The following is a 21,840-nucleotide window of genomic DNA, read 5'->3' as shown; positions in this document are numbered from 1 at the left end:
CGTCAGCGGGGAGGCTTGGGCAGGCCGAGGCCGAGCATCGCGATCAGCTCGCGCTGCACCTCGTTGACCCCGCCGCCGAAGGTGAGCACGAGCGCGCCCTTGACGCCCCGGTCCACCCGTTCGGCCAGGTCCCCGGTCTCCTCGTCGTACGGGTCGCCGAAGCGGGCCAGCGTGTCGCCGACGATGCGGCCGACCTCCTGCATCCGCTCGGAGGCGTAGATCTTGGTGGCCGACGCGTCGGGCGCGCCCAGCCAGCCGAGGTCCATCGATGCCGCGACCTGCCAGTTCAGCAGCTCGTTCGTGCGGAAGTAGACGTACACCTCGGCGACGGCCCGCCGTACGCCGGGGTGCTCCCACAGCGGCGCGCCGTCGCGGCCCCGGCCGGTCTTCGCCCAGCGGGTGAAACGGTCGAGGGTGTGCCCGATGTTGCCGGCCGGTCCGAGCGTCACGCGCTCGTGGTTGAGCTGGCTGACGATCAGGTCCCAGCCCTTGTTCACCTCGCCGACGACCATGTCGAGCGGGACGCGTACGTCCGAGTAGTACGTCGCGTTGGTGTGGTGACGGCCGTCCATCGTGATGATCGGCGTCCAGGAGAACCCGGGGTCCGCGCAGTCGACGATCATCATGGTGATGCCGCGGTGCTTCTTGGCCGCCGGATCGGTGCGCGCGGCCAGCCAGACGTAGTCGGCGTGGTGCGCGCCCGAGGTGAACACCTTCTGCCCGTTCACCACGTAGTGGTCGCCGTCCGGCACCGCCGTCGTCCGCAGCGAGGCCAGGTCGGTGCCCGCCTCCGGCTCGCTGTAGCCGACGGCGAAGTGGCACTCTCCGGCCAGGATGCGCGGCAGGAAGAACTCCTTCTGGGCGTCCGTGCCGTACTGCATGATCGTCGGACCGACCGTCTGCAGCGTGATCAACGGATAGGGCACCTCGGCCCGGGTCACCTCGTTGGCGAAGATCTGCTGCTCGACCGGGCCGTAGCCGCCCCCGCCGTACTCCTCGGGCCACCCCAGGCCGAGCTTGCCGTCACGGCCCAGCCTGCGGCAGTGCGCCATGTACGCCTCGCCGAACGGGTCCCGGGCGATCTCGGCGCGCTGCTCGCCGGTCAGGCAGGTCGCGAAGTAGTCCCGCAGCTCGTCGCGGAGCCGCCGCTGCTCCGCCGTCAGGTCGATGAACATCAGACCAGGGCTCCGATCAGGTCGAGCTGGGCCTGCTCCCCGCCCAGCAGGTGGGCGAGGTGCGTGCCCAGGCCGAAGTAGCGGTGCAGCGGATAGGTCAAATCGAGGCCGATGCCGCCGTGCAGGTGCTGGCAGGTGTAGAGCGCCCGCACGGCGCCCCCGGCGGCGTTGCGGGCGGCGACGGCCAGGTCCCGCTCCGCGGGCAGCCCCTCGGTCAGCCGCCACACTCCCGTCCACATCGCCACGTCGAGCGCGCGTGAGGCGATGTAGACGTCGGCGATCTGCATGGTCACGGCCTGGAACTCGGCGAGCACCCGGCCGAACTGCCTGCGCGTGGCGATGTGGCCCTTGGTGAGCGCGAGCGCGCCGGCCAGGACTCCGGAGGCGGTCGCGGTCACGGCCGCCAGGGTGTTCAGCCGCAACGCGGCGACGGCCGCGCCGCCCGCCGCATCCGCCGCCTCGCCCGTCTCCCCCACCCTCTCGCCCGGCGTGTCCTCCAGGACGACCGCGGCCACGGGCTCCCCGGCCGGCGACGTGACCGGCAGCAGTCGCGCGTCCCCGGGCCGGACCAGATACAGCCCGAAGCCGCCGCCGGACCGGGCGGGCACGAGGATGGCCGACGCCTCGGCGGCGTACGGGACGATCCCGGGCCGTCCGGTGAGCCTTCCCTCCTCGGCGATCACCGCCGGCGGGTCGCCCGGGCCCGCCCCCGCCGCGCGGAAGGCGACGGTCAGCGCCTCCTCCCCCTCGGCGAACGGCGCGAGCGCCCGCCGCTGGGCGTCGGAACCATGCCCGGCGACGGTCAGCGCGGCGATCAGGCCGGGCAGCGCGGGGACCGGCGCGACGCGGGCTCCCGACTCCCGCAGGATCACCGCCGCCGCGAGCGGGCCGAGCCCGGCTCCCCCCGCCTCGGGCGGCAGGCACGCGCCGAGCAGGCCCGCCTGCGCCAGCGCCTTCCACGCCCCCGCGTCGTACGGCCGGCCGCCGCGCTCGTGCGCCTCGAGCCTGGCCTGGTCCGCCTCCCGGTCCAGCACCGACGCGGCCAGCGCGCGCAACTCCGCATGGGTCTCGTCGAGATCGAAGTCCACCGGACCTCCCGCGTGTTCCACGGATGTGCCTGCGGGGCGAGACACCACCCCAAACCGGAAACTAGAACGGATTCTAATATCTGTCCATAGGGCAGCCGGGGAACCGGCGGCGACACGCGAGGGAAACACAACGGTCATATACCCGTCAGCGCTTTTTGTGACTGGCGAGTAACCATCCGGAAGGAGCGGAAATCAGATAACGTGTTCCTATGCGCACTTCGCATGCACTCGCCGACGCTCCGCCACCGCTCCCCGAAGGCACCTCCGGCGTGGGCGGCCATCCGGCCCCGGCGACTCCCGGGGTCCGCACCCGGAGCCAGCACCAACGGCGCCGGCGCATCGTCCAGGCCGCGGCCGCCCTCGCCTCCCGCGGAGGCGTCGAGGCGATGCAGATGCGCACGGTCGCCGAGCGCGCCGGCGTCGCCCTGGGAACGCTCTACCGCTACTTCCCCTCGAAGATGGACCTGGTCGTGGCGGTGGTCGGCGAGGAGATCGACCTACTGGAATCCAGCATGGAAAGGCGTCCGCCGACCGCCGCGCACCCGGCCGGCCGCGCCGTCGACGTGCTGATGCGGGCCACTCGGGGCCTGATGCGCGAGCCGGAGCTCGCCGACGCGCTCATCCGCTCCCTCATCATGGCCGAGGTGGAGGCGCCGTTCGGCGACCGGATGGCGAGCCTGCTGCTCCGCGTCGCCACCGACGGCCGCACGGTGGACATCCCCGCGGACGACCAGCTCGCGCTCACCGGCTCCCTGGCGGGCGTCTGGGTGCAGGAGTTGCTGGAGATGCTGCGCGGGCGGCGCACCTACGAACAGATCCAGCACCGGATCGAGATCGCCGCCGAGCGACTCCTGGCGGGTTTCTAGTTTCCCTTTACCGGCCGGTTGGACTTCGCATCCGCCCGATGACACGACGTGGATAACCGCAGGTAAGACGGCGGAGTCAGACGAACATGTCACTAGAACAGGTTCCAGCCTTATTGGAATGATATTCCAATGGCGGGAAAGCGCCTGGACCGGGTGCCCGGGTTCTGCTTCCATGGCAGGGTGACGCGCACCCCCGAGATCCCGGCGGCCCGGCGGGACGCCACCGCATCGCGCACCGCATCCCTCCGCGCCGCCTGGGGGCCGCTCGCCCTGTCGTACGCCACGGCGCAGCTGGTCGAGGTGTTCCTGCACGAAGGGTCGCACGCACTGGCCGCCCGCGCACTGGGGTTCCATCCTGCCATCGGTCAGTTCGTCGAGTTGCACGTGCCCTCGGCGGAACGGGCGCAGGAGGCGCTGGTGGCCGCCGCGGGCCCGGTCGGCAGCCTCGTCACCGGCCTCGTCTGCTGGGCGCTGTACCGCCGCCGCGGGCCCTCCTATCCCCGGCTGCTGCTGATGTGGCTGGCGATGACCGGCGTCGCCGCGTTCCTGGGCTACCTGGTGGTCACGCCGTTGCTCGCACCGGGCGACACCGGCGTCGTGGCCCGCCTCTACCACGTGCCCGTCGCCGTCCAGTTCCTCGTCGCCGCCGCCGGGATGGCTCTGCTCTATCTGGTCACCCGGCCGCTCAGCCGGATGTACCTCGACTCGCTGCCCGCGAGCGTGCCGCTGGACACCCCGCGCGCCCGGAAGGCGGCCGTTACCCGCCTGTGGATCCCCTACTTCCTGGGCCTGGCGCTGCTGGTGCCCGCCGCCCTCGGCGGCGACCCCGAGGTGGTCTTCTACGGCATCCTCGGCTGCTGGGGGCCGGGAATGGCGCTGGTCGGATTCATGACGCCCAATGCGGGCCGGCCGTACGAACGGCGGAAGAGGACGGAAACGGGCTGGCGGCTGCCCGTGTGGGCGTTTCTCGCCTATGCCGCCGTGGTCGCGTTCTATCTGCTCGTGCTGCGGCCCGGCCTGCATATCTGACGGCGGCGGAAATACGCATACGTACGTCCCCGCGGTCCGGATGCGTAATAACCGGAATCACGCTGGACGGCCCACCGGAAATGCCCGATGATGCGTTCGCCGAATTCTTTTTCTCGGGGAGACGTCATGGGACTGCGCAACATCCGCCTCATCGTGCCGCTGGTGTACGCGATCGCGGTCGTCGTGTCACTGATGATCGACAAGACCGTGGGCGCGGTCGTCGTGGTCGTGGGGGCGCTCCTCGTGGCCGCGTTCTTCATCTGGTTCCGTCCGCGGAGCGGGGCCGGCCGTCCTTAGGCGGAGGTGACCGTCCCTGAGCCGGACCGGCCGTCCCTGACGCCGAACAGCGCGCCCCAGGGGTCGCGCAGCACCGCCTCGCGGCCGTCGTGCCCCCGCCCGGCCACGCTGCCGCCCGCCCGTTCGGCGGCGGAGGCCGCCGAGGGCACGTCGTCCACGAGGAAGTAGGACACCCACTGCGGGGACGCTCCCCGCGGCATCCCGCGCACCTCCCGCCCGGGCGGCGTCTCCTCGCCGAAGAGCCCGGCGTAGAAGACGCGGGCGGCGGCGGGGTCGGCCGCCCACAGCTCGTGGCCGCAGGTCGCGCCGGACTCGTCGACAAGCACGATGCCCTCCGCCCAGTGCCCCTGCCAGAAACCGACCGACGCGCCCGCCGGGTCGACCGCGAACAGGAACCGCCCGTTCGCGCCGGCGCCGAGCGGTCCGAACACCACGGTGCCGCCCAGGGCCGCCACCCGCCCGGCCACCGCCTCGGCATCCTTCGCCGCCAGGTAGGTGTTCCAGGCGGCCGTCATCCCCCGCCCCTGCGGCACCCGGCCGAACCCGCCGACGACCTCCCCGTCCCGCCGCGCCAGGCGGTAGCCGTACTCCTCGGGCTCGTCGAACGTCCAGCGGAACAGGCCCGCGTAGAAGTCGCGCGCGCCCTCGGGGTCGGCCGCCATGTAGTCCACCCAGCAGGGCGCGCCCTGCGCGTACGTCTCACGCCTCGGCACCGTCGCGGCTCCTTTCCAGGTGGGGCCGGATGAGCCGCGCGGCGGCCTCCGGGCGCTCGATCATGCACAGGTGGCCCGCCTCGGCCATCCGCGCCACCCGGCACCGGGGCACGACCGCGCCCAGCCGCTCGGCGTTGGCCGCGAACGTCGGCATCTCGGCGTCGCCGACGAGGACCAGCGTGTCGGCCCGGATCGCGCCGAGCGCCCGGTCGCTGTGCGTGTGCCGGTGGAAGGCCGCCATCGCGCCCGTCCGCAGCTCGTCCCAGCCGTGCCTGGCGATGACCGACCGCAGGCTCGCCCGCAGCCGGGGATGCGCCTGGGTGCCCCGGAAGATGTCGGGCGGCGAGGACATCCACACGTCCGCCAGGGCGGCGCCGTCGGCGCCTGCCCGCCGCAGGGCCATCAGTTCGCGGTAGCGCGGTGCCGTCCCCGGCTCGCTGGGGGCGCCCGCGATGGTGGGCGCACCGACCACGAGACGTCGTACGACGTCGGGCGCGTCGATGGCGAGCTGGATCCCGGCCAGCGACCCGAAGGACAGGGCGACGACGTCGCGCGCCCCCTCCGCCCGCGCGACGGCCGCGAGCTCGGCGGCCAGGCCCGGCAGCGTCGTCCCCGGCGGCATCGGGCCGGACCCGCCGTGGCCGGGCAGGTCGACGCCGACGTGCCGCCTGCCGGGCAGCAGCGCCCACAGGTCGTGCCAGGTGGAGGAGTCCATCGTGTAGCCGTGGATCCACAGCACGGCCGGGCCGCCGCCGCTCGCGTGCACCCGCATCACGCCGCTCCCCCCGCCCCGGTCGTGGCCGGGGCTCCGGGAGGCGGAACGGTGCCGAAGGTGGCGCAGAACCGGCGGAAGGCCAGCACGGGCCGGTCGCCGGCGTCGTACCGCTGCGGCGCGCCGGGATCGAGATGGTCCCAGACGACGCGGTCCTGCTCGAAGGCGTACCGCGCGCCGTGGACCAGCGCGTCGAGCGCCCCGGCCCGCTCCGGCGGCAGCGCGATGGCGACCCGGCCGACGCAGCCCTCGGGGGTCGGCACGGCGCCCGTGATGATCGTGTACGGCGCGTCCGCGGTGCCCAGCTCCGTCACCACGAGGCTGGGGCTGAAGGCCCGGGCGTAGAACCGGGAGGCGAAGTCGAGACGGCGCTCCCGCTCCCACGGCGGGGCCTTGGTGCGGAACTCCCCCTCGATCGCCAGCTCGCCGTCGAGGCCGGGCTCGACGCGCATGCCGATCACACGTGGCACGAGGTGGACCTGGTGGAAGTGCTCCGCGTCGAAGGCGTTCTCCACCACGTACTCCGAGGGGACCGCCACCGGCTGGATCACCGCGCCGACGACCAGGTTGCCGTCCGCCACCTCTTTGATCGTCCGCTGGAAGCCCCGGTCGTCGTCCGCGGACAGCCGCACGAACACCGCCGCGCCCGCCCGCTCGACGGCGTACTCCGCGACCGACCAGCGCCTGGCCGTGTCCCCGAGCGCCACCCGCTTGCCGTGGAAGGGGCAGATGACGCAGTCGCCGTCCAGCTTGCCGCCGTGGCCGAGCGCGGCCCCCCGGTGCGGGCACAGCCCGTCGAACACGCGGACACCCGACCCGTCCCGTACGGCGAGCAGCCTGCGCCCGCCGAGCCGCAGGGGCGTCAGCCCCTCGGCCAGCTCCTCCTCGAACGCCAGTAGATACCAGCCCGTGTGCACCGCAACGCTCATCGCCCTACCGCCTCCAGGACCTCTCCGGCCGCGCGCCTTCCACTGGCCATCGCCGCCTGCACCATCGGGACGCCGGCCGCCGTGGCCTCGCCCGCGAAGAACACCGTGTCGCCCACCGGTTCCGCCCACGCCGCCCGCGCCCACAGAGCGCCGACGCGGGGATAGGTGAACGCCCCCGTCGCCCAGGCGTCCGCGCCCCAGTCGGCCGCCTCGAGGTGCTCGGGCCGGGTGTCCCCGGCCCAGGGCAGCACCCGGCCCAGCGGGGGCGGTCCCTCGCGCGCCGCTTCGCGTACCCGCGCGGCGGCCCCGGCCTTGGCCACCACCAGGACCCGTGTGCTGCCTGCGGTGGAGGTCACGAATCCCAGGCCGCCCTCGGCGTCGAACACGACGGCCGACTCCGGGGCGGGCCGGGAGAGCGTAAGCACTCCGCACCACGCGTCGCCGAGCCGCAGCGACTCGGCCGCCGCACGCTTGCGGGCCGGCAGGTCCGCGATCGCGAGAGCCCCACCGGCGACGACGGGCGGAGGCACGGTCACCACGGCCGCCGCGGCCGTCACCGCGCCTTCGTCGAGACGGGCCTCAACCCGGCCGCGCGACCAGGTGATGCTCCTGACCGGGCTTGCGCAGTGCACGTCGAGCCCGCGGGCCAGTGCGCCGGGCAGCCGGTCGAATCCCCCGCGGACGGCGAAGCGGCCCTCGCCGACGTCGTCGGCGCGGCGTCCCGCCGCCATGCCCGCCGTGCTGAGCGACTCCGGGTCGGCCGCCCAGTTCTGCCGCAGCCACTCGGCCTGGTCGCCGCGGGTGAGCCGGCCTGCCGCGGGCGCGTCCTCCCCCTGCCCGTCCGGCGGGCCCTCCAGCAGGCTCTGCTCCACGGCCCACGGCGGGTCGCCCAGCCGGGCGAGCACGCCCAGCGGCACCACCCGGCCCGCCGTCGCGACGAGCGCCCGGCCCGGGCCGACCGGCTCGGCCGCGTCCGATTCCAGCACGTCCCAGGCCGGATTGCGGGCGCCGTGGACCACCTGGGCGCCGAGCTCGAGAGTAGGCTCGCCGTCGCCCGGCCGGTGCGTGCGCACCCGTCCGCCGACGCGGTCCCTGGCCTCGACCACCGCGACGGCCAGCCCGGCGTCGCGCAACCGGCGCGCCGCGGTCAGCCCGCTCACCCCCGCGCCGACGACCACTACATCGACCCGCATCGCGGCCTCCCGTATGCCCGTTCGGTCAGCAGTTGTTCGCATTGATCCCGATGACGGCCGCCCTGTAGTAGCGTGGCGATGCCGTGATCTTGTGTCCTCAGCCCCGAGGGACCGCCGATGACAGCTCTCCGCCGGCTTCCCGCCGGTCTGGCCCATCCGTTCTCGCCGGTGGGCAGGTCCGACCCGTACCCCGCGTACGACTGGCTGCGGGCCAACGACCCGGTCCACTTCGACGTGACGTCCCGGATGTGGCTGCTGACGGCCCACGAGCACTGCGCGGGCGCGCTGAAGGATCCCCGGTTCTCGGCGGCCCTGGGCCAGCGCGAGCGGGTGCGGGACGACGACCTGCCCGCCTCGATGCTGACCACCGACCCCCCTGACCACAACCGGCTGCGCGCTCCCGGCACGGCCCTGCTCGGACCCGCCGCGGTGCGCGAGCTCGCCGGCGACATCGCCGCCGTCGTCGACGGCCTGCTCGACGGGCTCGCGGGCGCGGCCGAGGTCACCCGGGATCTCGGCGAGCCGTTCGCGACCGGCGTGCTGGCCCGGACGCTGCTGCTGCCGCGCGAGGACGAGGCGGCCTTCGCGGACCTGGCGCGGCGGGCCTCGGTCAACCTCGACCCGCTGGCGGGCCCCCAGGCAGCGCGGGAGGGCCGCGCGGCCATGGGTGAGCTGACCCGGTTCCTCGACGCGCACGTGGCGCGCGGGCCCGGCGGGTCGATCGCGCGGCTGGCCGCGGACGAGCGGCTGACCCGGCCGGAGATGCTGGGCATCCTCTCGCTGGCCGTCGTCGGCGGCTGGCGTCCGCTGGCCGAGATGGTGGGCAACGCGCTGTTCTGGCTGCTGCCCCGTCCCGAGGCGCTGGCCGCCCTGCGCGACGGCGGCGACGACCTGGCCCGTACGGCGGTCGACGAGCTGCTGCGGCTGGAGGCCCCGATTCCCTTCACGGCGAGGGTGACGACCGCCGAGGTGTCCTTCGGGGACGCGGTGATCCCCGCCGGGGCGCGGGTGCTCGCGGTGGTCGCTGCGGCCAACCGCGACCCGGACGTCTTCGACCGCCCCGGCGACCTGGTGCTGACCCGGTCTCCCAATCCCCACCTCGCCTTCGGCGCCGGCACCCATTTCTGTCTGGGCGCGCCCCTCGTCCGGCAGGCCGGCGCGCTGCTGCTGCGCGGCCTGGCCGAGCGCTTCCCCGCGATCCGCGCGGACGGAGACCCGCCGGCCTGGGCGCCCGCGCTCGTGCCGCGGCGGCTGGGCGAGTTCCGGATCCGGCTCTCCTGATCGGAGGGGTGGTCAGCGGACGTTCGGCCCACGCCAGCGGAAGGTCAGGAAGCTCAGCGCGAGCCCGGCCAGGCACCACGCGGCCAGCACCAGCGCGACGCGGTCGAGCTCCCACACGCCCGCGGGCTCGACGCGGGCGAAGTCGCCCGGCAGGAACACCGAGCGCAGCCCCTGGGTCATCCACTTGAGCGGGAACAGCGCCGCCACCGTCTGCATCCACGACGGCAGCTGGCTGTAGGGGAAGAACACCCCCGAGATGAACTGCAACACCAGGAACGGCAGCGTGACGATGGCCGACGCCGATCGGGCGTTGGGGATGAGCGAGCTGAAGGCCACGGCCAGCAGCGTGCAGGCCACGGCCCCGAGCAGCAGCACCCAAACGAGCGTCTCCCAGCGGGCGGCGGTCGAGGGCAGCGGCAGCCCGAACGCCAGCACGCCGACGGCCAGCAGCAGCAGCGTCTCCAGGGTGCCGGTCACGGCCACCCTCGCCACCTTGCCGATGAAGTAGGCGGACTTCGGCATCGGGCTGGAGGCCAGCCTGCGGATCATCCCGGTGTCGCGCTCGATCGCGATGCTGATGGCCAGCCCGTTGAAGCTGACGCTCATCACGCCGCAGGCGATGATGCCCGCGATGAACATCTGCTTGAAGTCGGTGTGGGTGCCGGGCACGGTCCCCGAGAAGATGGAGCCGAGCACGACCAGCAGCACGACGGGCAGCAGCAGGGTGAAGACCAGCGACTGCCGGTTGCGGAAGAACGACTTGAGCTCGACCGACGACCGCGAGACGGCCGCCCGCCACACCGCGGAGCGGACGGGATCGAGCACCACCGCGCCGCCTTCTTGAGTGAGGGCCGCGTTGGGAGCGCTCATCACACGACACCGCCTTCCTGGTTGCTCCGGATGAGGTCCAGGTAGATCTCCTCCAGCGACGGCCGGTGGATGCGCAGGTCCGGCAGTTCGCGTACGCCGGAGGCGGCCGCCCAGGGCAGCAGCGCGGCCATGGCCTCGGTGGGGTGGTGCGTACGCACGACGACCAGGCCCTCCGCCTCCTCCACCACGGCGTCGTCCGGCAGCGCGGGCAGGCCCGCGCGGAGCCCGTCCGTCCTGGCGAAGCTCACCGCCGCGGGCGTCGCGCGCCGGCCGCCCAGCTCCGTCACCGGGCCCGACTCGACGACCCGCCCGTTGACGATGACGGCCGCGCGCTGCGCCAGCGCCTCGACCTCGTCCAGGTAGTGGGTGGTCAGCACGGTGGTCTTGCCCCGGCCGGTGAAATACCGGACGAGGTCCCACGCCTCCCGGCGGGCCACGGGGTCGAGCCCCGTCGTCGGCTCGTCCAGGAAGATCAGATCGGGGTCTCCGACGACGCCGACCGCGACGTCGAGCCGCCGCGCCTGGCCGCCGGACAGCGTCTGCGCCTGCTTGCGCGCCTGCTTGCCGAGGCCGACCATGTCGATCACCTCGGCCACCGGCAGTGGCGCGGGATAGAACGACGCGAAGTGCTCGACCACCTCGCGTACGGTCAGGTCGGTGTACGCCCCCGTCGTCTGGGGGACGACGCCGATCCGGGCGCGCCACTCGGGCGCGTCCTCGGCCGGGTCGCGGCCGAGGACGCGCACGTCGCCGGAGGTCCGCCGGCGAACGCCCACCAGGATCTCCACCGTGGTGGTCTTACCGGCGCCGTTCGGCCCGAGGAGGGCGAACACCTCGCCGCTCCGCACGTCGAGGTCCACCTCCTCGACCGCGTTCACCGGACCGTACCGCTTGCGCAGGGAGCGCACGTGGACGGGATTCGCCTGGTCGGCGACCGTGGACATGGCCTGGCCCTCCGAGTGGGTCGTGATGTCAGGTGCAGCAGCAGCAGGGGCAGCAGCAGCAGTTGATGTCGATCGAGTCGGGCGAGGAGACGCCGGCCGCGATGGAGTCGAGGTCGCCCTCGTTCAGCTCGGCCATGTCGACCTGCGGCGTCTCGGGGATGTGCAGCTCGAAGCGGCCCGTCTCGAGGCCCCGCTCCCACAGCGCGACCTGTACGTCGATGTTGCTGTCGTGGTGGCCCTCGGGGATGTTGCGGACGAGCACGACCTCGGCTCCCGCGGGCAGCTCCAGACCGGACTCGGCCAGCGCCGAGCGGGGGTCGGAGTCCAGCCGCGCCGAGTATTCCTCACTCGACCACGCCGTGATCAGAACGCGGGTGTACGCGTTCACGAATTCCGCGCGCTGCCTCGGGTCCAAAGACATAACCAGCCTCCCGGCTTTTTCGCGGCGATGTGTCCCGCCGCTTTCGAAATGAAGTCTTACACGGCCGGGAAGTCCGGGACAGACTTAATTTCCGCGCCGGGACATAAGTATTGAGGCCGTGCACGACGGAGACTATGCTCCGATCAGGAAATATCACCCGGTACGTATTGGCCGTGAATCGCATGCGCAATTCCCCGGAGAATACGTATTACTGAAAACTGGGGGTGGGCATGGCCGGTACGCACAATCGATACGTATCCCTGCCGCCGGGGCCGCAGGGCGCCCAGAGTCTGCGCGCGATGCGGGAGGCCCCGCTGCGCTTCGTCACCGAGATGGCCGCCTACGGCGACGTGACCAGGCACGAGACGGAGACCGGGCCGGTCTACATGCTGCATCGGCCCGACCTGGCCCGGCACGTGCTGAAGGACAACGGCGCCAACTACACCAAGGACCGCACGCCCGACGACGACATGCTGCGTCCTCTGCTCGGCAACGGCCTGCTGACCAGCGGCGGCGAGGAGTGGGCCCGGCAGCGCAAGATGATCGCCCCGGCCTTCCGCCCGACCGAGGTCGAGCGGTTCGACCAGATCATGACCGACGCCGCGGCCGCCCTGACCGAGCGGTGGCGACGGGCCGGCGAGGAGGGCACGGCGGTCCGGGTCGACCACGACCTGACCGCCCTCACGCTCACCGTCCTCGCACGGGCCATGCTCGGCGCCGACATCGCGGGCGTCGGGGACGGCTTCGGACGGGCGGTGGACGAGGTCAACCGCTTCATCGGCCACTTCGACCCCGCGTCCGAGGGCGGCGGCAGGGAGGGGTTCCGCCGGGCGAAGGCGTTCCTCGACGGTGTCACGCGGGCGATCGTGGCCGCCCGGCGGGCCACCGGCCAGGAAGGCGACGACCTGCTCGGCGCGATGCTGGCCTCGGGGCACGCGATGACCGCGACCGACCTGCGCGACCAGGTGCTGACGATCGTCATGGCCGGGCACGAGACCACGGCCAAGGCGCTGACCTGGACGCTCTATCTCCTCGACCGTCATCCCGACGCCGCGCGGGCGGTGCGCGGGGAGGTGGACGAGGTGCTGGGCGAGGACCGGACCGCCACCGCGGCCGACCTGCCCCGGCTGGGGGCCTGCCAGCGGGCGATCAAGGAGGCCATGCGGTTGTACCCGCCCGTGTGGCTCATCTCCCGGCGCTCGGTCGAGGCCGACGTCGTCGGCGGCTACCCGATACCGCCCGGCACTCTCGTGTGCGTCAGCCCGTACGTACTCCATCGGGATCCGCGGTACTGGCACGACCCGGAGACGTACGCACCGGACCGGTTCACGGCCGAGCACACCCACGCGGGGCACCAGTACCTCCCCTTCGGCGGCGGCCCCCGGGTGTGCGTGGGCCGCCACTTCGCGATGGTCGAGGCCACTCTCGTGCTCGCCGTACTGCTGCGCGACGTGCGCCCGGAGCTCGTCCCCGGCTTCCCCGTCGAGCCCGAGGCCCTCGTCACGCTGCGCCCCCGGCACGGCATGCTGATGGTTCCGAGGCCCAGATGAGCGGGGCGAGCGGGGTGAGCGCCGGCTCCTACGACCCGGCCACGACGACCGCCGGGGGCCTGTCCGGCGAGCTGGCGCGGCTGGAGGCCCAGGCGGAGCTCTCCTTCGACGAGGAGCTGCGGGTCCTGCGCGACGTCGGCGTCCCGGCGCCGCTGCTGGAGCTGGGGGCGGGCTCCGGCGCGATCACGCGGCGGCTGCGGGCCGCGCTGCCGGACCTGCCCATCGTGGCCGCCGACATCGACACCGCGCTGCTGGCGCACGCGGCGGACGCCCGGGTCCCCCTGATGGGCTGCGACGCCGTACGGCTGCCGCTGGCGGACGGCGTCGTGGGCACCGTCCTGCTGCGGTACGTCCTGCAGCACGTGGCCGACCCCGCGGCGGTGGTGGCCGAGGCCCTGCGGGTGCTGCGGCCGGGCGGGCGGCTGGTCGTGATCGAGGTGGACAGCATGCTGTGGGGCCTGGCCGACCCGATGTACCCGGAACTGGCCGGCGTCCACGGCCGCATGGCCGGGGCGCAGCGCCAGGCCGGAGGCGACCGGCTGATCGGCCGCAAGCTCACCCGGATCCTGCGCCGCGCGGGCTTCCGCGAGGTGGTGCTGCGGCCGTTCGCCACCACCAACGACGACCGCCCCACCGAGGCGTTCGCCCCCCACATGGGGCCGGAACGGCTGGCGCCGCTGGTCGCCTCCGGGGCCCTGTCCCTGCCCGAGCTCGCCCTGGCGGCCGACCGGTGGCGGCGTTTCCGCGCCGACCCCGACGCCTGGGTCATGCTGCTCGGCCTCGTCGTCGCCGGAACCGCACCGGGTGGTCCGGCCGAATCCGAACGGAGTACGTCATGAGCCCCTTCTGGAAGATCTTCCTGGCGATCTTCTGCTACATCAGCGCCCTCGTGGGCCTCGGGCTGGCCGTCGCCAACGCCAGCGTGAAGCCGCCCGCCACCACCCACGCCTTCGTGTACGGCGGGCTCGGCGTGGTGTTCCTCGTCGTCGCCATCGCGATGAGCCGCAAGCCCCGCTACTGAGCCTCGCTACTGAGCCTCGCTACTGGGCCCCGCTTCTGGGCCCCGCTTCTGGACACACGGACACCGCCGGCGGACCTCGGGTCCGCCGGCGGCGCGCACGTCTGGCGATCGTCAGATCTGCCGGCGGGCCAGCCGGGCGAACAACCCGCCGGCGTCCTCCAGCAGCTCGTCGTACCTGCCCTGCTGGACGACGCGCCCGCGGTCGAGCACCACGATCCTGTCGGCGTCCCTGATCGTCGAGAGCCGGTGGGCGATCACGATCCGGGTGGCGTTGAGCTGGCGGGTGCTCTCCGTGACCACCTTCTGGGTGGGGTTGTCCAGCGCGCTGGTCGCCTCGTCGAACAGCACGATGCGGGGGTGCGAGACGAGCGCACGCGCGATCATGATGCGCTGCCTCTGCCCGCCCGACAGCGTGTTCGTGCCCTCCGACAACACCGTGTGCATGCCCATCGGCATGCTCGCGATGTCGTCGGCGATGCCCGCCATGCCGGCGGCGTCCCACGCGTCGTCGATCGTGTGGTCGGTGCTGCCGATGATGTTGGTCTTGATGTCGCCGGCCAGCAGCGCGCTGTTCTGCAGGACCACCCCGCACTGGCGGCGCACCGCGCCGATGTCCAGCTCGTGCAGGTCCTGGCCGTCGTACAGCACCGTCCCGGAGCTCGGCGACTCGAAGCCCAGCAGCAGCCGCAGGATCGTCGACTTGCCGCTGCCGGTCGGGCCGACGATCGCGACGAACTCACCGGGCTCGATCGACACGTCCACCTCGTCCAGGACGAGCGGCCCGTCCTCGCCGTACCGGAACGACACCCGCGACAGCTCGATCCGGCCCGACAACTCGCCCGGATCGGCCTTGCCCGTGTGCTCCTCCGGCTCGGCCGCCAGGATCGGCCGCAGCCGCTCCAGCATGGGCACCACGTTCATCGCGGTGATCGCCGCGCCGGTGAACTGCAGCACCGAGGCCAGCAGCAGGTTGAACGCGGCGAAGAACGCCAGGAACGCGGGAACCGGCACCTGCCCGAGCATCGGCCCGGCCACCACGGCGAAGACGACGACCGAGGCGACCAGCGGGAAACCGGCGTTGAAGGTCGTGACGAAGTTCTGCACCCGGCGGGCGGACACGCCGACGCTGCGCGCTCTGAGGAACTCCGACGACCAGACCCCGAAGGCCCGGTCCTCGGCCGCCGCCACCCGCAGCTTCGGCACCGCCGTCAGAAGCTGGAAGACCCGTGACGACAGCCGCTGCTCGTGGGTGTAGAGCCTGCGCTGCAGGCGCACCTCGAGACCACCGGCGACCGCGCACACGAGCACTCCGGCCAGCACGAGCGCCGTCGCGATCAGCGCCAGCCCCACGTCGTAGAAGTACACGAGCACGAGGTTGGCCAGGCCCGCGAACAGGCCGAGGGCCGCCGTCGTCATGACGCCGGACAGCGTCTCCTGCACCGCGCTGACGCCGAGGACCGTGGTGCCCAGCTCGGCGGTGGAGAAGTTGGTGAAGAACGTCGCCGGCAGCGACAGCAGCCGCATCCACGCGCCCGCCTGCAGGCGGGCCGACGACCTGCCCTCGATGCGCAGCGCGGCGAAGTTCTGCACCACCGACAGCGAGGCCGCCACGAGCGAGCCCGCGATCACCAGCAGCGCGCCCTGCACGATCATCTCGCGCTCGGCCCTGGCCACGTACGTGCCGAGCACGAGGCCGGTCATGGCGGGCACCAGCAGGCCGATGATGGCGACCAGCGTGCCCAGGCTGAGCAGCGTCCACAGGTCCTTGCGGTTCTTGGCGAGCCCGAACCGCAGCAGCCCGCCCACCCCGGTGACGGTGGGCGGCAGCGGCTCGTACAGCACGTCGGCGTGCCGGGTCAGGGTGCCGGACACCGCCGCCGTGACCGGGGTGACGCGATCCTCCCCCGGCGCGGCCATGACGTAGCGCGACCCGATGGGCAGCAGCGCCAGCGGCGCCCCGTCTGAGGCGCGGTAGCCCACCATCGGCCCGATGTCCCGCCGCCACCAGCGGTCGTCCAGCCGGATCCTGCGGGTGCGCACGCCGGAGGCGAGCGCGATGGCCTGAAGCGGGTCGATCCGGCCGCCGTGCGCCCCTCCCTGCGGGGGCGCCGTCACCGAGAACCCGGCGTGCGAGGCCACCAGGCGCGCGGCGGCCAGTGCGGGCGAATCCCCCGCCACGTCGGCGAGGCGGACCCGCGCCTCGGTGTCGCGCACCAGCGTGTCGAAGCCGCGGGCGGTGGATCGCAGCACGTCCCCGCCGCGCTCGGCCCGGCTCGTCAGCGCCTTCAGCTCGGCGGAGTTCCGGCGTTCGACCCGCCGGTCGATCATGTAGAGGAAGCGGGTGGTGTGCTCGACCCACCGGTGCCACAGCGCGCCCTCGCCGAGCAGGTCGAGGGTCGACCGGGCGCGCAGCCGGGCCGGGCCGAGCGCCATCAGCCAGTCCCGCTCGGTGACGCAGACCTCGGCGCCCGCGCTGAGCTGGCCGGCGACGCCCTCGGGCATCTCGACCACGCCGTCCTCGACGGTGATCCACTGGACGCCGTCGACCGAACGGACGGCCTCGCCCTCGCGGACGACGACGGGCTCGTGCGGCACCAGCGGGACGAAGTCGCGCGGCGGCAACGTGTCGCGCATCGACGCGGCGAGCGCCACCAGCCCGGCATCCAGGCCCCGCACGAACTCGCGCACCGCCAGGCCGTAGTCGCGGGTGGACAGGGCGCGGACCACCTTGCCCGACTGGGACGGGCCGTGGACGCGCCGGGCCGACAGGCCCTCCAGCCGGGCCAGCGGCAGGCGCGACACGCGGGTGCCGAGCACCGGCCGCCCGACGATGCTGTGCCTGGGTCCCCGGGGCGAGCCGAGCATCAACGAGCCCTGCCGCACCCGGCACAGGTAGTTCCACCTGCCGACCGGCCTGCCGTTCTCCAGGCGTACGGCGAACAGGTCGACCGCGCCGCGCTCGACCAGCAGCACCTCGCGCAGGTCGGCGAGCACGAGCAGCCGGTCGGCCGAGTAGTCGACGGGCGTGGCCGCGTCGGTGAAGAACGCCGAGAACGCCGGGGACTCCGCCACGGTCGAGACGCTCATTGGTCCGCTCCCTCGCCGCCCGCCCGGGCGTTCTCGATCAACCGCGCGTAGTGCCCGCCGAGACGCACCAGGTCCTCGTGTGTGCCGCGCTCCACCACCTCGCCCTCGTGCAGCACGAGGATCTCGTCGGCGTCCCGTACGGTCGACAACCGATGAGCGATGATCAGGCAGGCGCATCCCCGGCGGCGCAGGTTGTCGGCGATCACCCGCTCGGTCTCCGGGTCCAGCGCGCTGGTGGCCTCGTCGAGGACGAGCAGGGTCGGCTGCGCGGCCAGCGCCCTGGCCAGCTCCATCCGCTGACGCTGGCCGCCGCTGAAGTTGCGCCCGCCCTCGCGCACCCGGCTGTTGAGCCCGCCGGGGCGTGCGGAGATGACGTCGAAGATCGCCGCGTCGTGCAGCGCGGCGGTGACGACCTCGTCGGAGACGTCGTCGCTCCACAGCGTGAGGTTGTCGCGCACCGTGCCCTCGAACAGCGAGATGTCCTGGTCCACGTACGCGATCGAGGCCGCCAGCTCGGTCCGCGAGATCTCCTGGCGGTCGCGCCCGTCGAGCAGCACCCGGCCCGACGCCGGCCCGTACAGCCCCGCCGCGAGCTTGCCGATCGTCGACTTGCCGCTCCCCGAGCTCCCCACGATCGCCACCCGGCGGCCGGGCACCACCGCGAACGACACCTGCTTGATCACCGGCTTGGCCAGCGGGTTGTAGCCGAACGTCACCTCCTCGAAGGTGATCGACCCGTCGAGGCGGCTGCCCAGGGGTCTGTCCTCGCGGTCGAAGACGGGCGAGCGGGGGTGGCGTTCCACGTCGTACAGGCGCGTGATGTCGGCCGAGATGTCCTGGAGGCGCCCGCCGAGGTTGGTGAGCTGGGTGACCGGCCGCGACAGCGAGCCGAGCAGGCTCTGGAAGGCCACCAGCAGGCCGACGCTGACCGCCCCGTCCACCACCCGCAGACCGCCGACGAGCAGGATGAGCCCGCTGTTGACCCCGGCGAGCAGCGGTGGCACGACCGTGATGACCGCGCTGGGCACGCCCAGCCGCTGCCGGGCGGTCACGGCCTTGGCCAGGAACCCCGCCCATCTCTGGAACGCGCCGGGCTCGGCGCCGGTGGCCTTGACGGTCTCCACGAGTTGCAGCGTGTTGAAGGTGGCCGAGGTGAGGTTGCCGAGGTCGGCCCGCAGGGCGGCCACCGCGTCGGTCCTCGCCCTCGACACCTGCCGCAGGACCACGATGTTGAGCAGCGCCATGCCCACGCCGATGAGGCCGAGCAGCAGGTCGTACCGGATCAGGACGACCGCGTAGAAGAGCACCAGGACGAGGTTGACGACGGTGACCGCCAGATCCCTGGACAGGATCTCGGCGACCGTGTCGTTGGCCGACACCCGCCTGGCGACCTCGGCGGGCCTGCGTTGCAGGAAGAACTCCACCGGCAGGCGCAGCAGATGCCGGAAGAAACGGGCGGAGCTGACCAGCCCCATCCGTATCTCCATGCGCAGCAGGTAGTGCCGCTGGACCGAGGTCAGCACGAACATCGCCAGGGCGGTCATCGACATCGCCAGCAGCAGCGGCAGGATGAAGCCGGGACTGCGGCCGGTGAGGATGTGGTCGATGAACACCCGGCTGAACGCCGGCGTGATGATCCCGGGCACGACCAGCAGCAGGCTCGCCAGCAGCACCAGCGGCAGCGCCCGGCCGGAGGGCAGGCGACGCGACAGCAGCGCCTCGGCCACCCGGGTGGGGCGGCCGCCGGGCCGGAACCCGGGCCCGGGCTCGAAGGTCAGCACGATGCCGGTGAAGCCCGAGTCGAACTCGTCCCAGTCGAGCAGGCGGGGACCGCTCGCGGGGTCGTTGACCGCCACCGCCTGCCTGCCGAAGCGGGTACGGATGCCCTCGACGACCATGAAGTGCTGGAACGCCCAGAAGATGATCGCCGGTTTCACGACGTCACGCAGGTCGTCCAGCTCCATCTGGAAGCCCTTGGCCTCCAGCCCGTACTTGCGGGCGGCGGCGATCACACTGGACGCCTTCGCGCCGTCGCGGGACACCGCGCAGGCGGCCCGCAGCTCCTCCAACGGCACGAACTTGCCGTAGTGGCCGAGGACCATGGCGAGGGCGGCCGCCCCGCACTCGACGGCCTCCATCTGGATGACGGTCGGCGTGCTCCCGCGCCGGCCGCCCTTCCGGGGATGAGCGCGCCCGCGCGGGGCCCGGGGCGGCTGGGCGTCGGCGCGGGGCGCCGTGACCTGGCTCATCCGTCTCCTTCTCAGCGTCCGAGGAGCAGGTTGAAGGGGGTCTGGCTGCTGAGCGTGACCGTGCCCGTCACCGTGACCTGCGACCGCAGCTTCGCCGGGGGACCGGTCTCGGTCGTCCAGGAGTAGCCGGAGGGGGTCGCCGCGTCGGGGAGGAGGTCGACGATCACCAGGCGGGGCGGCTGCGCGGTGACGTAGCCGCGGGCCGCGAGGTCCCCGCCGACCAGGCCGGCGACGCCCTCCGCCATCAGCGGATAGGGGCTGATCGAGGTCACCGTGCCGCGCAGCAGCCCGAACACGCCGGGCGGGGCGTCGGCGACCGCGAGGTCGACCGTACGGCCGGGGGCGATGCCGAGCGCGTGGTCGCCGGGCACGAACAGCATCGCGACCATGCGGTCGTGGGGATCGTCGGTCCGCTCCATCGCGAGCAGCCCGTCGCCCTCGCGGACCATCGCGCCCGCCCTCGCCGACGTGGTGACGACCTCCCCGGTGAACGGGCTGCTCACGGTGCGCACGGTGCCGTCGGCCCGCAGGACCTCCGCGACCGCCTGACCGCGCACCACCCGCAGGCCGGGGCTCACCATCATGGTCCGCACGGTGCCGGTGTAGGGGCTCTGCAGCTCCGCGGTGCCCGCCGGACGGGTCAGCAGCCCCTTGGCGGTGACGGTGACCGGCAACCGGCCGACGAACGACCACGCCCCCGCGGCGACGACCACGATCAGCACGACGAACGTGGCGATCCAGCCGCGCGGAGAGGCGAGCAGGGTCGGGGAGTCGAGCTCGTCCGGCTCCCGCATGCGCTGCAGGGCCTTGTACCGGAACTTCACGACGGCACCCCCGTCGGCCACTCCGGCGGCGTCCCCGCCGCGGCACCCGGCCTGCTGCCGAGCACGAGCTCGCCCACGCTGCCCTCCGCGTGCGGGTCGAGGCCGCCGGCCGCGGCGAACTCCGCCGCGTCCCCGCCGCCGAGCCCGCAGACCGCCAGGCCCATGGCCGTGGCCACCAGGTAGAAGGTCTGGTACAGCACGCCGACGTGCTTGAGGATCAGCGAGTACGCGATGGTCTCGTACTTCCACATCACCCGGCCGAAGCGGGCGGTGATGATCAGCAGGATCTGCGGGTCCTCGGTCATCATGGCCGCCGACCTGGCCCGGTCGAGCAGGGTCCGGGTCGCCGGGCCGGGATCGGCCACCCGTTCCAGCGCGTGCGCGTCGGCGGCGTAGTGCCACAGGCCGGGCTCCAGGCCCTCGCAGGAGACGACGAGGGGGTAGACCTCCAGCTCGTGGACGGCGCCTCCGGACGGATAGGGCCGGTCGGCCAGCTCCTGGCCGTCCTCACCGGTGAACGTGCGCCGCTGGCGCATCGTCCGGTAGAGCAGCTCGCCCAGGCGGTCCCGGGTGATCGGGGCGGCGGCGTCGTGCTCGCGGATCGAGCGGCGGCCCTCCAGCACCTCGGTGAGACCGGGCTCGGTCTTCGCGATCGCGTCCAGGTCCGGAGGCTCCAGCGCGATCCGGGGACCGGGGAAGGCGGGCGGCGTCACCGGCAGCGGATCCCACACGCCCTTCAGGGGATAGGTGCCGCCGTAACGCCCGGTCGTGCGTGGTTCCCGGGTGCGGGTGTGCAGCCACAGGTCGGCCGGCGACCATTGGGCGAGCGGCGCGGCGCCGCGCTCGGGGTCCTCCCCCTCCGGCGTCGGCCGCACCAGCAGCCCGGCATCGGCGAACAGTCCGAGGACCGCCGCCGTGGTCTCGGCCGGCAGGCCTGGGCAGGCGAGCGCGGCCGGGGTCGTCCAGTCCGCGAGCAGGCCGAGCAGCGGGGCGGCGGCCGGGGCGAGCTCGACCCCGAGGGGACTGCGGGGTGCGCGCACCACGAGCCTGCCGTCCTCCGGCGCCGCGACGGCGAACCTCGACAGGCGCACACGGGCGTCCGCGGCGAGCGGCGCGGCCGGGCGCAGGGGACCTCCGCCGTAGGGGCGCAGCACGGCCACCGGCTCATCGCCGGACGGCACCATCTCCCCGCCGGACGGCACCATCTCCCCGCCGGACGGCACCACCTTCCCGCCGGGCGGCACCAGGAGGACGGCCCGTTCCAGCAGCGCCCCGGCCGACAGCTTGCGCAGCAGCAGGTGCCAGCGCAGCAGCCCGCCCTCGCCGTCGTGCCCGGTGACGATCCCGGCCAGCTCCTCCTCGCTCGCGCCGCCGTCCGCGAGCGCGCGCAGCGCGGCGACCGCGCCCGCGGGCAGGCCCCGCAGCGCGGCCGGGCCGAACGGCGTGGCCAGGGTGACCGCCCCCGGCGTCCCCCCCGGTTCTGACAGGCCGGCGTCGCGGCGCAGCCGCACCCGAACGGTGTGCATCGCTC

20 protein-coding genes are annotated in these 21,840 nt (G+C 73.4%); 7 read left to right on the top strand and 13 right to left on the bottom strand.

Annotated features, from left to right (window positions below; genetic code table 11):
- Window positions 1-2 precede the first annotated feature (2 nt).
- A complete protein-coding gene (locus AAH991_RS04685; RefSeq protein ID WP_346224494.1) occupies window positions 3-1,175 on the bottom strand; it encodes an acyl-CoA dehydrogenase family protein in 1,173 nt (390 codons plus the stop codon).
- The gene (locus AAH991_RS04680; RefSeq protein WP_346224493.1) at window positions 1,175-2,263 is read right to left on the bottom strand and encodes an acyl-CoA dehydrogenase family protein; all 1,089 of its coding nucleotides are present in this window, start codon (window positions 2,261-2,263) and stop codon (window positions 1,175-1,177) included. The genes AAH991_RS04685 and AAH991_RS04680 overlap by 1 nt, the downstream gene beginning before the upstream one ends.
- A gap of 209 nt (window positions 2,264-2,472) precedes the next feature.
- Here AAH991_RS04680 and AAH991_RS04675 point away from each other — a divergent pair, with 209 nt between their 5' ends.
- The 3 genes from AAH991_RS04675 (at window position 2,473) to AAH991_RS04665 (ending at window position 4,455) form a co-directional block, all read left to right on the top strand.
- Window positions 2,473-3,129: a TetR family transcriptional regulator gene (locus tag AAH991_RS04675; protein WP_346224492.1), complete on the top strand. Its 657-nt coding sequence runs from the start codon at window positions 2,473-2,475 to the stop codon at window positions 3,127-3,129.
- A 129-nt stretch (window positions 3,130-3,258) separates the two neighbouring features.
- Window positions 3,259-4,158: a hypothetical protein gene (locus AAH991_RS04670; protein ID WP_346224491.1), complete on the top strand. Its 900-nt coding sequence runs from the start codon at window positions 3,259-3,261 to the stop codon at window positions 4,156-4,158.
- Between the two features lie 126 nt (window positions 4,159-4,284).
- Window positions 4,285-4,455: a hypothetical protein gene (locus AAH991_RS04665; RefSeq protein ID WP_346224490.1), complete on the top strand. Its 171-nt coding sequence runs from the start codon at window positions 4,285-4,287 to the stop codon at window positions 4,453-4,455.
- On the opposite strand, the gene AAH991_RS04660 is transcribed toward AAH991_RS04665, so the two are convergent.
- The 4 genes from AAH991_RS04660 to AAH991_RS04645 are packed head-to-tail and all read right to left on the bottom strand — an operon-like array spanning window position 4,452 to window position 8,104.
- Window positions 4,452-5,168 carry a VOC family protein gene (locus AAH991_RS04660; RefSeq protein ID WP_346224488.1) on the bottom strand — a complete coding sequence of 239 codons (717 nt, stop codon included), beginning with the start codon at window positions 5,166-5,168 and terminating at the stop codon, window positions 4,452-4,454. The genes AAH991_RS04665 and AAH991_RS04660 overlap by 4 nt on opposite strands.
- The gene (locus AAH991_RS04655; protein ID WP_346224487.1) at window positions 5,155-5,940 is read right to left on the bottom strand and encodes an alpha/beta fold hydrolase; all 786 of its coding nucleotides are present in this window, start codon (window positions 5,938-5,940) and stop codon (window positions 5,155-5,157) included. The genes AAH991_RS04660 and AAH991_RS04655 overlap by 14 nt, the downstream gene beginning before the upstream one ends.
- Complete coding sequence (locus AAH991_RS04650) at window positions 5,940-6,869, bottom strand: Rieske 2Fe-2S domain-containing protein (RefSeq protein ID WP_346224486.1); 930 nt, start codon at window positions 6,867-6,869, stop codon at window positions 5,940-5,942. The genes AAH991_RS04655 and AAH991_RS04650 overlap by 1 nt, the downstream gene beginning before the upstream one ends.
- Window positions 6,866-8,104: a flavin monoamine oxidase family protein gene (locus AAH991_RS04645; protein WP_346224485.1), complete on the bottom strand. Its 1,239-nt coding sequence runs from the start codon at window positions 8,102-8,104 to the stop codon at window positions 6,866-6,868. Before AAH991_RS04645 ends, AAH991_RS04650 begins: the two co-directional genes overlap by 4 nt.
- A 75-nt stretch (window positions 8,105-8,179) precedes the next feature.
- On the opposite strand from AAH991_RS04645, the gene AAH991_RS04640 reads away from it, so the two are divergent.
- The gene (locus AAH991_RS04640; RefSeq protein ID WP_346224484.1) at window positions 8,180-9,343 is read left to right on the top strand and encodes a cytochrome P450; all 1,164 of its coding nucleotides are present in this window, start codon (window positions 8,180-8,182) and stop codon (window positions 9,341-9,343) included.
- Between the two features lie 12 nt (window positions 9,344-9,355).
- Here AAH991_RS04640 and AAH991_RS04635 read toward each other — a convergent pair whose 3' ends face one another.
- From AAH991_RS04635 to AAH991_RS04625, 3 genes are read right to left on the bottom strand one after another with little or no spacing between them, the layout of a single operon-like run.
- Entirely contained in the window at window positions 9,356-10,213 is an 858-nt protein-coding gene (locus AAH991_RS04635; protein ID WP_346224483.1) for an ABC transporter permease, read from the bottom strand.
- Complete coding sequence (locus AAH991_RS04630; protein WP_346224482.1) at window positions 10,213-11,157, bottom strand: ABC transporter ATP-binding protein; 945 nt, start codon at window positions 11,155-11,157, stop codon at window positions 10,213-10,215. The genes AAH991_RS04635 and AAH991_RS04630 overlap by 1 nt, the downstream gene beginning before the upstream one ends.
- 28 nt (window positions 11,158-11,185) lie before the next feature.
- Entirely contained in the window at window positions 11,186-11,578 is a 393-nt protein-coding gene (locus tag AAH991_RS04625) for a hypothetical protein (RefSeq protein ID WP_346224481.1), read from the bottom strand.
- A gap of 299 nt (window positions 11,579-11,877) precedes the next feature.
- On the opposite strand from AAH991_RS04625, the gene AAH991_RS04620 reads away from it, so the two are divergent.
- The 3 genes from AAH991_RS04620 to AAH991_RS04610 are packed head-to-tail and all read left to right on the top strand — an operon-like array spanning window position 11,878 to window position 14,149.
- Entirely contained in the window at window positions 11,878-13,128 is a 1,251-nt protein-coding gene (locus AAH991_RS04620; RefSeq protein WP_346224480.1) for a cytochrome P450, read from the top strand.
- Window positions 13,125-13,967 (top strand): class I SAM-dependent methyltransferase, encoded by an 843-nt coding sequence (locus tag AAH991_RS04615; RefSeq protein WP_346224479.1) that lies wholly within the window; start codon window positions 13,125-13,127, stop codon window positions 13,965-13,967. The genes AAH991_RS04620 and AAH991_RS04615 overlap by 4 nt, the downstream gene beginning before the upstream one ends.
- On the top strand, window positions 13,964-14,149 hold the full coding sequence (locus AAH991_RS04610) for a hypothetical protein (RefSeq protein ID WP_346224478.1): 186 nt from the start codon (window positions 13,964-13,966) through the stop codon (window positions 14,147-14,149). Before AAH991_RS04615 ends, AAH991_RS04610 begins: the two co-directional genes overlap by 4 nt.
- Window positions 14,150-14,260: 111 nt before the next feature.
- Here the strand turns inward: AAH991_RS04610 and AAH991_RS04605 are convergent, their stop codons facing one another.
- Genes AAH991_RS04605 through AAH991_RS04590 form a run of 4 tightly spaced genes read right to left on the bottom strand, consistent with a single transcriptional unit; the run spans window position 14,261 to window position 21,835 of the window.
- A complete protein-coding gene (locus AAH991_RS04605; RefSeq protein ID WP_346224477.1) occupies window positions 14,261-17,236 on the bottom strand; it encodes an NHLP bacteriocin export ABC transporter permease/ATPase subunit in 2,976 nt (991 codons plus the stop codon).
- Window positions 17,233-19,485, bottom strand: coding sequence for an NHLP family bacteriocin export ABC transporter peptidase/permease/ATPase subunit (locus tag AAH991_RS04600; protein WP_346224476.1), 2,253 nt, complete (start codon window positions 19,483-19,485; stop codon window positions 17,233-17,235). The genes AAH991_RS04605 and AAH991_RS04600 overlap by 4 nt, the downstream gene beginning before the upstream one ends.
- An 11-nt stretch (window positions 19,486-19,496) precedes the next feature.
- Window positions 19,497-20,309 carry a biotin/lipoyl-containing protein gene (locus AAH991_RS04595; protein ID WP_346224475.1) on the bottom strand — a complete coding sequence of 271 codons (813 nt, stop codon included), beginning with the start codon at window positions 20,307-20,309 and terminating at the stop codon, window positions 19,497-19,499.
- A complete protein-coding gene (locus tag AAH991_RS04590; RefSeq protein ID WP_346224474.1) occupies window positions 20,306-21,835 on the bottom strand; it encodes a SagB/ThcOx family dehydrogenase in 1,530 nt (509 codons plus the stop codon). The genes AAH991_RS04595 and AAH991_RS04590 overlap by 4 nt, the downstream gene beginning before the upstream one ends.
- Between the last annotated feature and the right edge of the window lie 5 nt (window positions 21,836-21,840).

Source organism: Microbispora sp. ZYX-F-249 (assembly GCF_039649665.1).
In the GTDB taxonomy this organism is placed as follows: domain Bacteria; phylum Actinomycetota; class Actinomycetes; order Streptosporangiales; family Streptosporangiaceae; genus Microbispora; species Microbispora maris.
This window is presented reverse-complemented; position numbering and strand designations above follow the sequence as displayed.

Coding starts and splice junctions, on each gene's coding strand:
- AAH991_RS04685 (WP_346224494.1), bottom strand. CDS start 1,175: ATGTTCATCGACCTGACGGCGGAGCAGCGGCGGCTCCGCGACGAGCTG.
- AAH991_RS04675 (WP_346224492.1), top strand. CDS start 2,473: ATGCGCACTTCGCATGCACTCGCCGACGCTCCGCCACCGCTCCCCGAA.
- AAH991_RS04670 (WP_346224491.1), top strand. CDS start 3,259: ATGGCGGGAAAGCGCCTGGACCGGGTGCCCGGGTTCTGCTTCCATGGC.
- AAH991_RS04665 (WP_346224490.1), top strand. CDS start 4,285: ATGGGACTGCGCAACATCCGCCTCATCGTGCCGCTGGTGTACGCGATC.
- AAH991_RS04655 (WP_346224487.1), bottom strand. CDS start 5,940: ATGCGGGTGCACGCGAGCGGCGGCGGCCCGGCCGTGCTGTGGATCCAC.
- AAH991_RS04650 (WP_346224486.1), bottom strand. CDS start 6,869: ATGAGCGTTGCGGTGCACACGGGCTGGTATCTACTGGCGTTCGAGGAG.
- AAH991_RS04645 (WP_346224485.1), bottom strand. CDS start 8,104: ATGCGAACAACTGCTGACCGAACGGGCATACGGGAGGCCGCGATGCGG.
- AAH991_RS04640 (WP_346224484.1), top strand. CDS start 8,180: ATGACAGCTCTCCGCCGGCTTCCCGCCGGTCTGGCCCATCCGTTCTCG.
- AAH991_RS04635 (WP_346224483.1), bottom strand. CDS start 10,213: ATGAGCGCTCCCAACGCGGCCCTCACTCAAGAAGGCGGCGCGGTGGTG.
- AAH991_RS04630 (WP_346224482.1), bottom strand. CDS start 11,157: ATGTCCACGGTCGCCGACCAGGCGAATCCCGTCCACGTGCGCTCCCTG.
- AAH991_RS04625 (WP_346224481.1), bottom strand. CDS start 11,578: ATGTCTTTGGACCCGAGGCAGCGCGCGGAATTCGTGAACGCGTACACC.
- AAH991_RS04620 (WP_346224480.1), top strand. CDS start 11,878: ATGCGGGAGGCCCCGCTGCGCTTCGTCACCGAGATGGCCGCCTACGGC.
- AAH991_RS04615 (WP_346224479.1), top strand. CDS start 13,125: ATGAGCGGGGCGAGCGGGGTGAGCGCCGGCTCCTACGACCCGGCCACG.
- AAH991_RS04610 (WP_346224478.1), top strand. CDS start 13,964: ATGAGCCCCTTCTGGAAGATCTTCCTGGCGATCTTCTGCTACATCAGC.
- AAH991_RS04605 (WP_346224477.1), bottom strand. CDS start 17,236: ATGAGCGTCTCGACCGTGGCGGAGTCCCCGGCGTTCTCGGCGTTCTTC.
- AAH991_RS04600 (WP_346224476.1), bottom strand. CDS start 19,485: ATGAGCCAGGTCACGGCGCCCCGCGCCGACGCCCAGCCGCCCCGGGCC.
- AAH991_RS04590 (WP_346224474.1), bottom strand. CDS start 21,835: ATGCACACCGTTCGGGTGCGGCTGCGCCGCGACGCCGGCCTGTCAGAA.